15 protein-coding genes are annotated in these 14,393 nt (G+C 40.0%); 8 read left to right on the forward strand and 7 right to left on the reverse strand.

All coding sequences use genetic code 11. The annotated features are described in order from the left end of the window. Nucleotides 1–196 precede the first annotated feature (196 nt). Nucleotides 197–856 (reverse strand): hypothetical protein, encoded by a 660-nt coding sequence (locus BUE31_RS01475; RefSeq protein ID WP_143167003.1) that lies wholly within the window; start codon nt 854–856, stop codon nt 197–199. 267 nt (nt 857–1,123) lie between these two features. Here BUE31_RS01475 and BUE31_RS01480 point away from each other — a divergent pair, with 267 nt between their 5' ends. Both BUE31_RS01480 and BUE31_RS01485 read left to right on the forward strand, forming a co-directional pair. Next, on the forward strand, nt 1,124–1,819 hold the full coding sequence (locus BUE31_RS01480) for a CoA transferase subunit A (protein ID WP_073399573.1): 696 nt from the start codon (nt 1,124–1,126) through the stop codon (nt 1,817–1,819). Nucleotides 1,820–2,011: 192 nt separating this feature from the next. Next, entirely contained in the window at nt 2,012–2,668 is a 657-nt protein-coding gene (locus BUE31_RS01485; protein ID WP_073399575.1) for a 3-oxoacid CoA-transferase subunit B, read from the forward strand. Between the two features lie 52 nt (nt 2,669–2,720). Here BUE31_RS01485 and BUE31_RS01490 read toward each other — a convergent pair whose 3' ends face one another. From BUE31_RS01490 to BUE31_RS01500, 3 genes are read right to left on the reverse strand one after another with little or no spacing between them, the layout of a single operon-like run. Beyond that, nucleotides 2,721–3,353: a uridine kinase family protein gene (locus tag BUE31_RS01490; RefSeq protein WP_073399577.1), complete on the reverse strand. Its 633-nt coding sequence runs from the start codon at nt 3,351–3,353 to the stop codon at nt 2,721–2,723. Continuing rightward, a complete protein-coding gene (locus BUE31_RS01495; protein WP_073399579.1) occupies nt 3,346–4,437 on the reverse strand; it encodes a LysM peptidoglycan-binding domain-containing protein in 1,092 nt (363 codons plus the stop codon). The genes BUE31_RS01490 and BUE31_RS01495 overlap by 8 nt, the downstream gene beginning before the upstream one ends. Nucleotides 4,438–4,458: 21 nt before the next feature. Beyond that, a complete protein-coding gene (locus BUE31_RS01500) occupies nt 4,459–5,232 on the reverse strand; it encodes a DUF4905 domain-containing protein (protein WP_083619227.1) in 774 nt (257 codons plus the stop codon). 97 nt (nt 5,233–5,329) lie between these two features. On the opposite strand from BUE31_RS01500, the gene BUE31_RS01505 reads away from it, so the two are divergent. The 4 genes from BUE31_RS01505 (at nt 5,330) to BUE31_RS01520 (ending at nt 9,825) form a co-directional block, all read left to right on the forward strand. Continuing rightward, nucleotides 5,330–5,809, forward strand: a complete 480-nt coding sequence (locus BUE31_RS01505; RefSeq protein WP_073399582.1) for a Dps family protein — start codon at nt 5,330–5,332, stop codon at nt 5,807–5,809. A gap of 226 nt (nt 5,810–6,035) precedes the next feature. Further along, nucleotides 6,036–7,508: a proline--tRNA ligase gene (gene proS / locus BUE31_RS01510; RefSeq protein ID WP_073399584.1), complete on the forward strand. Its 1,473-nt coding sequence runs from the start codon at nt 6,036–6,038 to the stop codon at nt 7,506–7,508. 276 nt (nt 7,509–7,784) lie between these two features. Next, nucleotides 7,785–8,924 carry a cystathionine gamma-synthase gene (locus BUE31_RS01515; RefSeq protein WP_073399586.1) on the forward strand — a complete coding sequence of 380 codons (1,140 nt, stop codon included), beginning with the start codon at nt 7,785–7,787 and terminating at the stop codon, nt 8,922–8,924. Between the two features lie 109 nt (nt 8,925–9,033). Further along, nucleotides 9,034–9,825, forward strand: a complete 792-nt coding sequence (locus BUE31_RS01520; protein WP_073399588.1) for a TIGR02757 family protein — start codon at nt 9,034–9,036, stop codon at nt 9,823–9,825. 27 nt (nt 9,826–9,852) lie between these two features. On the opposite strand, the gene BUE31_RS01525 is transcribed toward BUE31_RS01520, so the two are convergent. The 3 genes from BUE31_RS01525 to BUE31_RS01535 form a co-directional block, all read right to left on the reverse strand. Continuing rightward, nucleotides 9,853–10,149, reverse strand: coding sequence for a hypothetical protein (locus BUE31_RS01525; protein ID WP_073399590.1), 297 nt, complete (start codon nt 10,147–10,149; stop codon nt 9,853–9,855). A 385-nt stretch (nt 10,150–10,534) separates the two neighbouring features. Continuing rightward, nucleotides 10,535–11,593: a nucleoid-associated protein gene (locus BUE31_RS01530; protein ID WP_073399592.1), complete on the reverse strand. Its 1,059-nt coding sequence runs from the start codon at nt 11,591–11,593 to the stop codon at nt 10,535–10,537. Nucleotides 11,594–11,674: 81 nt separating this feature from the next. Further along, nucleotides 11,675–12,049, reverse strand: coding sequence for a hypothetical protein (locus BUE31_RS01535; RefSeq protein ID WP_073399593.1), 375 nt, complete (start codon nt 12,047–12,049; stop codon nt 11,675–11,677). Between the two features lie 135 nt (nt 12,050–12,184). Here BUE31_RS01535 and mnmE point away from each other — a divergent pair, with 135 nt between their 5' ends. Both mnmE and BUE31_RS01545 read left to right on the forward strand, forming a co-directional pair. Further along, complete coding sequence (mnmE, locus tag BUE31_RS01540; RefSeq protein WP_073399595.1) at nt 12,185–13,570, forward strand: tRNA uridine-5-carboxymethylaminomethyl(34) synthesis GTPase MnmE; 1,386 nt, start codon at nt 12,185–12,187, stop codon at nt 13,568–13,570. Nucleotides 13,571–13,817: 247 nt separating this feature from the next. Beyond that, nucleotides 13,818–14,387 carry a helix-turn-helix domain-containing protein gene (locus BUE31_RS01545; protein ID WP_073399597.1) on the forward strand — a complete coding sequence of 190 codons (570 nt, stop codon included), beginning with the start codon at nt 13,818–13,820 and terminating at the stop codon, nt 14,385–14,387. Nucleotides 14,388–14,393: the final 6 nt, after the last annotated feature.

Here is a 14,393-nt window from a genome sequence, read left to right on the forward strand (position 1 = left end):
TAAGTAATTACGTGTGGGAATTGTAATTGTTTTGAATTTGTTAAATAGTTCATGGTTGATGGTTCATAGATCATAGTAGCTGCATTGAGGACTAATAATGCATGATAAATACAATGCTGACCTCAAAAAATTCCGGCTATGGACCATGAATTAATTAAAGGGCTCATAGTTAATTTATGATACGGCCTCTTTTTTATTAATTGTCATAATAGAGGCTTTTATGCCATATAATATTTAAATTAGGTGTGTCTCCCGCTACATTTTTAACGGATCCCATTCGCTCTGTTGGGCCAAAGCGATCATAGTAAGTAATAGTGGTATTGCCTATGGTTTTCATTTTTCCTTTTAATTCATCCCAGTCAAAGCGGTCATAATAGGTAATAGCAACATTATTTACAGATTTTAATTTCCCATTTAATTCATCCCAGCCGAAGCGGTCATAATAAGTAAATGTGACGTTCCCTATAGATTTTACCTTACCTCTTAGTTCATCCCAGGCAAATCGGTCGTAATAAGTAACCTGTAAATTGCCCACCTGCTTTATTTTACCGCTCAATTCGTCCCCGTCGGTATCAACGTAATAATCTAAAGCAGGCAATATGGTATTGGATTGGCGGGAGGCGCGGTTGTCTTCGTCCGGAAAGTCGCTATCATCATTGTTTCCATTGTCGTAATTTAACAATAATCGGCCCGCCCTGTTTATATAAATAGTTAGGTTATTATCAGTAAAATGTATTGACGAAATAAAAGCCCGTCCGCTAGTTATTCTAAGGTTAAGTTCAAAATTAGCCTGGGCGTGGCAAATGAAACTAAAGGCTATTAATAAGACGGATAGAAGTGTACGTTTAAAAAGCATTATGTATGGTTTTATGATATGCGTGTTGTACGTTGTACTGGTAAGATTAGGAATGCCCCTTATGGTTTAACGGGATTTAAACTTTTGCTATGATCTATGCCAATGCATCGTCCTATGGCTTATTTGAGGTGAGGCCAATAGCACTTATATCAAATCCAAGCTAACCTGATGATAATGAACTACACTCATCAACTATTGTTTTCACTATGAACTACCAACCATGAACTCCCTAAAAAATGACTAATTTTACCCCACCAATTATAGAACATGAATAAAACAGTAAACGGAGCTGATGAAGCTATCCACGACATTCAGGACGGGATGACCTTAATGCTTGGTGGGTTTGGCATGAGCGGACTGCCCGAAAAGTGCATAGCAGCATTAGTTAAAAAAGGAGTGAAAGATTTGACCTGCATTTCCAACAATGCAGGTGTTGATGACTTTGGCATAGGCCTGATGCTTAAACAACGGCAGGTGAAAAAGATGATCTCATCATATGTAGGCGAAAATGCGGAGTTCGAAAGGCAATTGCTTAGCGGCGAGCTTGAAGTTGAGCTGATTCCGCAAGGCACACTGGCAACCCGCTGCATGGCGGCAGGATACGGAATGCCTGCAATTTTTACCCCGGCAGGAATAGGCACCGAGGTAGCCATAGGCAAAGAAGTAAGAAACTTTAATGGTAAAGATTATTTAATGGAGATGGCTTTTGAGGCTGATTTTGCTATTGTAAAAGCCTGGAAAGGCGATACTATGGGGAATTTAGTTTACCGCGCTACTGCCCGTAATTTTAACGCGGTTATGGCAATGGCTGGTAAAATTACCATTGCAGAAGTTGAAGAGCTGGTAGAACCCGGAGAAATTGATCCGGATCATGTGCATACTCCCGGGATTTATGTGCACAGGATTTTTCAGGGTTTGAATTATGAGAAAAGAATTGAACAGAGGACAGTAAGAAAGCGATAATAAACAAGGCCGTCATTGCGAGGAACGAAGCAAACTTTGCACTCGCTAATCAAAATGACTCACGCCCTGTGGTGACCAAAATGTTTAAAATCTTTTAGGTAACCAAAACATAAGGGTCCGTGATTGTCCTTTGAAGAGGTTGCTTCGTTCCTCGCAATGACGTGATGGTTTAAAGAATTTTATATATCTATAATGTTAGACAAAGAAGGAATAGCAAAACGAATTGCTAAAGAAATAAAAGATGGTTATTATGTAAACCTGGGGATTGGGATCCCAACATTGGTAGCCAATTATATCCCTGCAAATATTGATGTTGTATTGCAATCAGAAAACGGATTGCTGGGCATGGGGCCTTTTCCTTTTGAGGGGGAGGAGGATGCAGATATCATAAACGCAGGTAAACAAACCATTACCATGTTGCCCGGGTCGGCTATTTTTGATTCGGCAATGAGCTTTGGGATGATCAGGGCTAAAAAGGTAAATCTTACCATATTGGGCGCTATGGAGGTATCTGAAAATGGTGATATTGCCAACTGGAAGATCCCTGGAAAAATGGTTAAAGGAATGGGTGGCGCGATGGATTTGGTGGCATCTGCAGAGAATATCATTGTTGCCATGCAGCATGTAAATAAAGCAGGAGAATCAAAGCTGCTACCCCAATGTACATTACCATTAACCGGCGTTAATTGCGTTAAAAAAATTGTAACCGAATTAGCCGTGCTTGATGTATTGCCGGAAGGTGGTTTTAAACTACTGGAACGTGCGCCCGGTGTAAGTGTTGAAGAAATTATAAAAGCAACGGCAGGGAAATTGGTAATTGAGGGAGAGGTTACGGAGATGGTTATTTAGTCCATCGGATAAAACTTACGAAGTTTTCAAAACTTCGTAAGTTTCTAGTAGGCTAAAACAACTTCTCTCTTAAATCTTTAGATATTTCTTCCGTTACACAAATAATATCTTCAGCTTTGTTGGTGTTATTGACAATTATTTTATCGCATTCATCCCGGTAGGGCAGTAAAAATTCTTTGTATGCCGGTGTAACATGATTTGCCCATCTGTACATTACGTCTTCGTGCGAATAGCCGCGTTCAATTAAGTCGCGTTTTAAACGGCGTTGCAGGGCTATATTATCATCGGCTTCGATAAAGATCTTTAGATCAAGCTTTTCTGCTATCTTTTTAAAGTGCAGGATAAACAGGCCTTCCACAATAAGAATTGGAGCAGGCTTTATCTCCAGCATCTTAGGTACCGCATCAACATTATTAAAAGTGTATTCCTTTTTTAGAATCGTTTTGCCGTTTAGCAGGCTGTCAATATCTGTCTCAAAATGGTCATGATCTATAGTGGAAGGAAGATCGAAGTTATAATACGCAATTTCTTCCTTGGTCATATTATGCGCTACGGGGAAATAATAGTCATCCTGCGAAACAAGGCATACCTCATCGGCAGAAAAATGCTCCAAAAAACACTTCAAAAAAAAAGTTTTGCCGGATCCGCTTCCTCCGGCAATACCAATGATATATGGTTTATTCATTCGGGCTACCGTAGCTGATATTTACATGAAAGCGTTTGTCTAAAGCGCCTAATGAGTCGGCAACATTTTTTGTCATCACTAAAATAACATCTTTTGTTGATTCATTATCTGTAAAACGGCCAACTACTTTTGCAAAAGTAGTACGGTTAGTCATTGGGTTTGTAATTTTTATAACAGTGCCAATAGGGGCTGTGCGGTGAAGCACCAGCTTTTTATTAGGGTCAAGGCTGGGATCATCAATCCATGTTGCTACGCCTTTTTCATTTTTTTCATAAAGGCCGTACTTGTTTGCGTTTAAATGGCTGCTGCTGTCTTTTGCAATAACCGGCGCCAGGTTTGAGTCGCGTTTTGCCACTACAGGCTGTGTATCGGCAGTTGCCACCTGTTGAACAGCCTGCTGTGGTTGTTGTGCCTGTTGTTGCCCGGTTGCAGGCTGCACTAAAATAATTTGGCCTGGTTGCAGATTTGTTGATGTTAAGTTATTGAGCTTAGTAACTGCCTCAACATTTGTATTAAAGCGCTTTGCTATAGAATACAGGGTCTCTCCGGCCGATACTTTATATTGTGTTGGAGGGGTATTATCCTGTTGTACAGATTGCTGTACTACAGGTTGTTGTGTAACCGGGGCAGGCTGCTGTGCAACTGCATGTTCTGGCACAGATTGTTCTGGCGCTGGGTCGGGGGTAATATTCTCGGTTTTTTTGTGCTTTTTGCTCTTTGCTTCTTCCTTTGCCTCTTTAGCTTCACGGGCCAGTCTTGCTTTTTTCTCTTTTTTAGTTTCCTTTACAACAGCTTCGGCAGCTTCTTTTTTGCTTTTTTTATAGGGAATATCAGTTGGTACGTTTACAATTTTACCTAATGACAATGTTTCTTTTTTAGCACCATTAAATTTCATTAACACTTGCGGCTTTATATTATAACGCCTCCCGATGGAGTAATAGGTATCGCCTGCCTTAACTTTAAACAGCACCATTTTTTTGCCGTCGTTGTTTTTTACGCCTATGGAATCAATTATGGGGTTAGCAAATAGCGATACAGATAATGTAAATAATGATACGGTTAATAATAGAATCTTAAATTTCATAATGAACTTTGAATCAATAATTTATAGGGATAAAACTTTCAGTTCAGCCTTATTTTTTATGTAAATTAAACGGTTTTTATGCAATATAAACGCCTCCGGTTGAATTTTTTGTATATCAGTGTTCAATAAATCTTCATAAACCTCCCGATATTCATCGCGATCTGTTTTAGCAAACACATAAAGCATTTGTATTAATTGCCCTGCCTTTAACGCGTGCAAAGATACAATTCTAAAATTATTGTATTCAAGGTAATGTACCCAATTTCCATAAGGGTGGATAGTGATAAGACCAGCGGGCAAAAGTTCAGTTGTCAATTGTTCAGGTACGCTGATGCTATTTTCAGGTTCCCCATAAATATACGGTTCATAAATACGGCTGGTTGTCCCTGTTTTAATATCAGCCAAAAATAACTTACGCGGCTGCATGCGGGTATCATAAACAATTGGCCCGTTTACACTTAAATGATCAAAACCGTACGTGAAGTTGCTCCATAAAGCTTCGCCGGTATAGGCATCTATTGCCAATAAGCCTTTATGCGTTGGCCCGGTTTCTGATTGGTAATAATGGATAAGCAATACACCGTTGTAAGCCGCTTCAATTCCGGTGAGCCATCGTTCAGGTGTAACAACATCTTTAAAATATACTTTACCGCTATTCAAATCTACCGAGCCAAAACAAACTTTTTTTTCTTCATTATCCCTGATCTCAACAAAAAGCGTATCACTCAGGCTGTCAATTTCCATGCGCCATATTGTTCCTGCAAATCGCTCATTTATATGTGGCAATAGTGTCATATTACCTGCAAATATGGATATAAATCCCGGAGTTAGTTATTTTTGTATGATAAACGATCTACCTATATTTACGTAAATCAAACACACAAATACTACTATGAAAGCTGACAAAATAAGTCTTAAGGAATCAAAAGAAAAACCGGTTGTTGATCATTTAAACGAGCTATTGGCTAACTACCATATTCATTATCAAAAAGTACGCGGATGCCATTGGAACGTTAAAGGCAAAAGCTTTTTTACCTTACATGTTAAATTCGAAGAACTTTATACAGCAGCCCTTTTAACAATTGATGAACTTGCTGAAAGGATACTGACGCTTGGTAAACCACCGTACAGCACGTTTGAAGATTATATTAAAAAGGCCAAATTAAAGGAAATTGACACCATTGGTTTAAAAGACACCACTATGGTTAAAGCCATTATTGAAGATATGGCCACCTTAATTAAAATGGAACGTACAATTTTGGAAATTACTGCCGAAGCAGGCGATGACGGCACCAATGATATGGTAAACCGTTTTATGCAGTTCAAGGAAAAAAATACCTGGATGCTGCGTTCGTTTGTAAATGAAGACTAAACTAAGATTCGTAGGATTAAAAGATGAAAGGATTTTTTAATTTGAAAATTAAATAAAACCTGCACCCAAAATCACAATTTGCAACATATTGGATACTGTCAAAAGTATAGCCTTGTTATTTAACAGGGCTTTTTGCATTAAAATCCATTAATCCTATAAATCTTATAAATCTTAGTTTAAATTTGGCCTCTTTATAAATTCAAAACGTTACAAACTATAAATTAATATGAGCAAAGGGGTTGTAAGTAAGGACGAAGATTATTCGCAATGGTATAATGACCTGGTGATAAAAGCCGATATGGCCGAGTATTCGCCGGTTAAAGGATGCATGATCATTAAGCCGTATGGTTATTCAATATGGGAAAAAATGCAGGCTGTACTTGACGGCATGTTTAAAGAAACAGGGCATGTTAATGCTTATTTCCCCATGATGATCCCCAAATCTTTTTTCTCAAAAGAAGCTAGTCACGTTGAAGGGTTTGCCAAAGAATGTGCTGTTGTTACCCATTATCGGTTAAAAACTGATGAGAACGGACAGGTTGTGGTTGATGAAACTGCAAAGCTTGAGGAAGAACTTATATTACGCCCAACGTCAGAAACTATTATCTGGAATACTTACCGGGGATGGATCCAGTCGTACCGCGACTTACCGATATTGGTTAACCAATGGGCCAATGTGGTACGCTGGGAAATGCGTACCCGTTTGTTTTTACGTACAACCGAGTTTTTATGGCAGGAAGGGCATACCGCCCACGCTACTGCTGAAGAGGCAATTGTTGAAACTGAGCAAATGCTTGGTGTTTATGCTGATTTTGTTGAAAACTGGATGGCGTTGCCGGTGGTAAAAGGTAAAAAAACGGCAAACGAGCGTTTTGCAGGCGCATTGGATACTTATTGTATTGAAGCGCTGATGCAGGATGGTAAAGCTTTGCAGGCAGGAACATCGCACTTTTTAGGGCAAAATTTCGCCAAAGCATTTGATGTGAAGTTTACCAACAAAGAAAATAAGCTTGATTATGTTTGGGCTACCTCATGGGGTGTATCAACCCGTTTGATAGGCGCCTTAATTATGGCGCACTCTGATGATGCAGGCTTGGTATTGCCGCCAAAACTAGCGCCAATACAGGTTGTTGTTGTGCCTATTTATAAGCATGAAGAAGAGCTTGAAAATATATCAGGGTTTGTAAAAGAACTTACAAGGGACCTTAAGGCAAAAAATATTTCTGTTAAGTTTGATAAACGCGACACACATCGCCCGGGCGCTAAATTTGCCGAATACGAGCTTAAGGGAGTACCTCTGCGCGTAGCAATAGGCAGTCGTGATATGCAAAACGGAACAGTTGAGCTTGCCCGTCGTGATACCAAAACAAAAGAAACGGTGAACCAGGAAGGTTTAGCAACGCATATTGAAGGGTTATTGGAAGAGATCCAAAATAACATCTATCAAAAGGCTTTTAGCTTCAGAGCTGAAAACACCACCGAAGTTGACAGCTACGATGAGTTTAAGCGCCTGCTTGATGAACAGCCTGGTTTTATATCAGCCCATTGGGATGGTACATCAGAAACAGAACAACAGATAAAAGACGAGACAAAGGCTACTATACGTTGTATCCCTTTGGATAATAAACAGGAAGAAGGCAAGTGTATTTTGACTGGGAAACCAAGTAAACAAAGGGTACTGTTTGCAAGGGCGTATTAGCCCCCCTAAAGGGGGAGCTTTGAATTGCATGGGTAGTAAAAGAATAAAATAGAGAGTAGCAATATTCGTTCGTAGCCGTTGTTGGTGTTGTCACCAACAACCGATTATGTTTGTGTTTTGGAGGATGCCGCGTAATTGTCGACTGCTTTTTACGCGTTATAAATCTCTCCGCTTGTTGGTCACAAGACCAACAAGGGCATCAATCACGTTATTAATTATTGAAAATAAAGGAACCTTACAACATTCCAACTTTAAAACATTACAACACCACCACACATGAAATTCGCAACAAAAGCTATACATGCCGGACAAGAGCCCGATCCTACAACAGGGGCAGTGATGACACCGATTTATCAAACATCAACATACTGGCAGAAATCGCCGGGAGATAATAAAGGTTATGAGTACTCGCGTGGTACCAACCCAACCCGTAAGGCACTGGAAAACTGTTTGGCAGCGTTGGAAAATGCCCAATTCGGCCTTGCTTTTTCAAGCGGAATGGGAGCTACTGATGCGGTGATGAAGCTGCTTAGCCCGGGTGATGAAGTAATTACCGGGAATGATCTTTATGGCGGTTCGTACCGCATGTTTACGAAGATCTTTGCCAATTATGGGATTAAGTTTCATTTTTTGAATCTTTCTGATCCGGAGATCATCAGGGAATATGCCAATGAAAATACAAAGTTGATCTGGATTGAAACGCCAACTAATCCAACCATGCAGATTGTTGACATTGCAGCCATTGCAAAGATCAGCAAGGAGAAAAATATCCTGCTTACGGTTGATAATACATTTGCATCGCCATACCTGCAAAACCCTATTGATTTGGGTGCGGATATTGTAATGCACTCGGTAACCAAATATATTGGTGGCCACAGTGATGTGGTAATGGGCGCTTTGATGCTGAATGATGAGGAGTTATATAAAAAGCTTTGGTTCATTTACAATGCCTGCGGCGCAACACCAGGCCCAATGGATAGTTTCTTAGTACTGCGTGGTATTAAAACACTGCATCTGAGGATGAAAGCACATTGCGAGAATGGCCGTGTAATAGCCGAATTTTTAAAGACGCACCCTAAAGTAGAGAAGATCTACTGGCCGGGCTTTAAAGATCATCCAAATCATGATGTTGCCAAAAAACAAATGCGCGATTTTGGGGGAATGATCTCAATAGTGCTTAAAGATGCCGATCTGAAGGAAACTTTCCGCATTGCATCGTCATTCAAGGTATTTGCACTGGCTGAATCATTGGGCGGTGTTGAATCCCTGATCAATCACCCGGTGAGTATGACGCATGGCTCTATTCCAAAAGAAGAACGGGAAAAAGTTGGCGTGGTTGATAACCTGTTACGTTTAAGCGTAGGCGTGGAGGATGTTGATGATTTGCTGGAGGACCTCGCTAACGCCCTATCTTAAATAACATGTCATTGCGAGCGCAGCGAGGCAATCGCGAACTATGCAAGGCCGCTCTGTAAAGTTCGCTGTTGCCGCGCTGCGCTCGCAATGACAAAATGTATTAATCTAAATGATTGGCAACATACAAGTATTTCTCGATTCTAAAGTAATTCAGTACAATCGCCCTGAATTTATTCCGAACGACCCTGTTTCTATCCCACATATGTTCACCCAAAGGCAGGATATTGAAATTATGGGGTTATGGGCTGCCGTATTAGCCTGGGGGCAACGGGTAACTATCATCAATAAGTGTAAAGAGCTAATCAATCTGATGGATGGTGCACCTTATGATTTCATTATGAATCATGAAGAACTTGACCTGAAAAAGCTTTTGCATTTTAAACACCGGACATTTAATGATATCGATACGTTGTATTTTATATCATTTTTTAGGTATCATTACGAAAATAATGAATCGCTGGAATCAGCGTTTTTGCCCCTTGGCCCCCTAAAGGAGGAGCAGAAAGCAGGTGGGGAGGAACCTATTGAGAAATATTTGAATCACTTCAGAAGTTACTTTTTTTCGCTGCCGGATTTTCCGCATCGTACTAAAAAGCATATTTCATCACCATCACAAAAATCGACCTGCAAACGGTTAAATATGTTTTTACGCTGGATGGTGCGGAAGGATAATTGTGGGGTTGATTTCGGCATCTGGAACCATATCAAACCGTCAGAATTGATAGTTCCCTGCGATTTGCATGTGGATAGGGTAGCCCGCAAGCTAAATCTTATCACCCGTAAACAAACCGACTGGCAAACTGCGGTTGAGCTTACACAGCGCCTCCGCGAGTTTGATACCGCCGATCCTGTAAAATACGATTTTGCTTTGTTTGGGCTGGGGATAGAGGAAAAGTTTTGATTTTCCTCTATCCCCGGTTAACCGATACTAATTACTATTATGCTGTATAATGACATTCACGTTTGGGCCTGTTCTGTCCATACGGACTAACTTACCATCAGCAAAATAATAGTACATACCGTCATCATCATTAGAAGCCTGGCCCATGAAAGTATAATACTTTTTATAGGTTGCTGAATGTTCTGTTCGCTCAATAAGGGCAAGGTGGCCTTTGGTGTGCGCTTTGAATTCTGTTTCGGGAGTTCCGATAGCATAATAAATTTGTTTACTGCAGCCCGCAACAATTATAAGAGACAGCATGCCGGCAAATAATAGTTTTTTCATAAGTATGTGATTAGATCTTTAGTGATAAATAAAGCTTTAGTGCTTTGTTGTTTGACCTGAATCACAGAGAATGGTTTATTACCTATTATAGCTTTTGGAAGGAATATCGTGGGAAAATTAACAACTGTTTAGATCTCAGTTAATTAAAATATAACCATGTGTAAACTTTTTTCAGGACGACACACTTATTCAGCCTAAAATAACAGTATTTAGATATGAAATGCTTTGAAAATCAGTATATTACAATATTGCTGCTAAAAAGGTAAAAAACTAATGCACTGATTATTAATTAATTACAATGTGTTAAAATGCCAATATTCTGATAATCAACATGTTTCATAGCGTTCCACCCCGGTCTGTATAAAAATGGAACGCTTTGGAACGCTTACGCTTCTTCCTTAAAATAAACCTTATAATAGTTCATAGCCTTACCATCATCAAATCCCTTTTCAATTAAATCCTTATTGCCGTGGATATAGATGTGGAAGTTTTTATCCAGTTTTAACACACTTTTATAAACCTTTGCCTGCTTTTTAACGGCATTGTCTGAGATCTCGAAAGTATCAGATATAGGGCTGTCAAATTCCTGTTCGTATTGACTTTTAAAGGTTTTGAATGATTCGATAGCCTTTGGATTACCGATAACTTCCCCGGTAAACTCATCCATATCAAAAGTGTCTTTCTCCTTAAAATATTTCATGGAGCGGTTAAGCAGGTCTATTTTATCTGCTTTGCTCATTTCAAATTCGTCATCCAGTTTTTGGGTAACAAAATTTTTATAGATGCCAAGGGTATTGCTGGTTTGGTTAAAGCTGTCGTTACGGATCTTTAACTGTAAAAAGTCATCTTTCCAATAAACAGCTGCATCCTGGCCTGTATTATTTTTATCGATCACTACCACTTTGTAGCCGTTCTCTTTCTCAATATCGAAGATCAACACGCCCTTATCCAATTTGTTTATATTAATGGCATTTTCTTCATAATCAACCTGGAAACCACCTTTATCCGGATAAACTTTTAGATAAGTTTCTTTGTTTTCTGATTTGAAGATCCCTATTGCATCCAATAAATTACCTTCTATCTGCACTTTATTAAAATACACCACATAAAGCTCACCTCCCTTTATGTTGGGATGGGTTGTTACCTTAAAAAGAAACTTTGCGATCAGCTCGGATGCTTCGTGAAATTTCTCTTTCTGTTCAAAAATCCTGGTTACAAAATGATGAATTTCATTCAGGTTAAGGTCGCCGCTGCTATGGGTGAGGTGGTAAACCTCGTTTGCTTTTTCAAAAGGCTTTAAAAAATACTGCATCAGCAGGTTGGGAATGATCTCATCCTTTAGTTCAAGCGGATTATCAGACAGAGAGTACATCTCATTTATTGACGGATTGCCAACATGATGCACAGAAATAGTATTGAGCGAAGCTTCAAAAAAGGTTACCATAATGAGGCGAAAGTAGGGATTATTGTGTTAAAGGTAGCCACTAATATTATGTTAATGTATCCTTAAAATCGATAAAATCCTTTAATCCCGGTTCAGTGGCGCCTTTTTCGTAATTCGCCCAACTCTTGTATCGCCATGCGAAATCATTTCGCAAATTTTAATTGCCGATGTTTCAAAATCTTCAGCTTCGGCAGGTAGCAGCAGCCAGTTGCTTTCCCTTTCGACGCTGTCCATAAAAAAAGGCTGTAGTTCCGGCACCTCGTTAAAAAGGCCTTCGTGATGCTCCCGTTCTGTTGCTATCCAAATTCCATCCCACTCAGGGCGTTTCAGACTTTTGGAGAGAATAATCATTAATTTTTTACCCCAATAAACGTAGTGCCAGCCAAACATGTATTTTATTACGATGCTGTCCGGAAGATAATCGAGCACAAAATTGTATGGAACCGCCTTTGCCATACAACAAAAATACAGCTTAATATCTTTCACTGCTAATGGGACTGTGGTGTTTATGGCATACAGGCAACAAAAAACTCCCTTTAAATGCCGAACTTTGCGCCCTGTTCATTCGCTTGCCTCACAGCAAACGATCTAATGACTAATGACACAATGACTAATGACCAAACTATCGTCGCACTTGCCACCCCGAACGGAACGGGCGCTATTGGTATTATCCGCCTTTCGGGACCGGAAGCCATTACTATAGCTAACAACGTTTTTAAAGGTAAGGATTTGACTAAACAGCCATCACATACCATTCATTTTGGGAGTATTGTTGATGGTGATATGATTTTGGATGAAGTTTTGGTTTCATTATTTGTTGGGCCCAGATCGTACACCCGCGAAAATGTGGTGGAAATCTCCTGTCATGGTTCTGCTTACATTATTGAATCGATCATCAAACTGCTTATCAAAAAGGGAGCCCGTTCTGCAAAAGCAGGAGAATTTACTTTAAGGGCATTTTTAAACGGTCAGCTTGACCTGTCGCAAGCAGAGGCTGTGGCTGACCTGATAGCTTCTAATTCAAAAGCATCACAGCAGGTAGCTTTAAACCAGCTTAGGGGAGGGTTTAGCAACCAACTGCAGGCATTGCGTGATCAGCTGGTGCAATTTGCCTCGCTTATAGAGCTGGAACTTGATTTTGCGGAAGAAGATGTTGAATTTGCAAACCGCGATCAGCTTAAAAAACTGATCAATGAAATAAACAGGGTTATCGGCAACCTGATCCATTCGTTTGAGTTGGGCAATGCCATTAAGCAGGGTGTTAACACAGTTATAGCCGGTAGGCCTAATGCGGGTAAATCAACATTGTTAAACGCATTACTGAATGAGGAACGCGCCATTGTAAGCCACATCCCCGGCACCACACGCGACACCATTGAAGAAGTGCTGAACATACAGGGCATAAATTTCAGGCTGATAGATACAGCCGGCATCCGGGAAGCTACAGATGCAATTGAACAAATAGGGGTGCAGCGAACCATGGAAAAGATCAGCCAGTCTGCTTTGTTGATCTATTTGTTTGATGCTGAACAAATAACTATTGAAGAATTGAAACAAGATCTTGAAAGCTTGCAAAAACCGGGGATCAATATGCTGGTAGTTGCCAATAAATCAGATTTACCGGAACAATCCTCCAAACTTTCGGACTTTCGGGCTTCCGGACTTTCGGATTTCCTCTCCATTTCGGCCAAAGAAAAATTGCATATTGACGAGCTGAAAAATAAGATCTATACTTCTGCCATAAAAGATCAGCTAAGCGGTGATGAAACGCTAGTAACAAACATCCGCCACCTGGAAGCACTGCAGAAAACCGAAGAAGCATTGATAATGGTGCTTAACGGTATAGACAGCGTAACGTCCGACTTTTTGTCGATGGATATTAAACAGGCTCTGCATTATTTGGGTGAGATTACAGGAGCTGTTACTACCGATGACCTGCTGGAAAATATTTTTAGTAAGTTTTGTATCGGCAAATAAGCCGTCAAAATCAAACAAACTCAACCTTCTTTTAAACAAAGTAAACCGCTTAATTACAGCTAATTATGCGGTTTTTTGTTTGCGCTCGTTTTTTAATTTTTGTTCCCGTTTTGATGTTCCTTGTGCCTCAAAATGTTCCTCAATAGCTGATTTGTTCCTTACGCAAAAATCAGGGCGAAATCATTGCGCTTATTTACACTTAATGTCACTTAACGACACTAATTGATACTTAACCCTGATTTTTAACATGAGCTCTAATATCAGAATTACACGGGTATGCCAGTACTGCGGCTCCGAGTTTGAAGCCAAGACAACAGTTACAAAATACTGTAGCGAAGTTTGCGGGAAGCGCCATTATAAAGCGCGCACACGCGAAGCAAAAGTACAAGTCAGCAATGCTGAGACTAAGGCCGTCCTTGAAAAGCCTTTACAGGAAATTCAATCAAAAGAAATACTCACCGTACGTGATGCTGCCAAACTACTAAGTTGTTCGATCAGAACGGTCTATAATTTAATTGATCGCGGAACACTGAACGGGATTAAATTTTCAGAACGCAAGACCTTGCTCAGGCGGTCAGATATTGATCGCTTTTTTGAGGATGCCGTCATGCCCATCCCTAAAAGACCGGAGAAAGCCTTAAATATTAAGGATTGCTATCATATGGGCGAGATCCAATTGAAATTCAATATTTCAGAAAAGGCCCTGTATGATATTATCAAACGCAACAATATTCCCAAAGTTCAACAGGGCAAATTCGTGTACGCCCCCAAATCTATTATAGACCAGTTGTTAAATCCATTCCCACGTAAATCTTAAAATCGT

Origin of the sequence: Mucilaginibacter sp. OK098 (assembly GCF_900142915.1) — a bacterium.
Taxonomy (GTDB): Bacteria; Bacteroidota; Bacteroidia; order Sphingobacteriales; family Sphingobacteriaceae; genus Mucilaginibacter.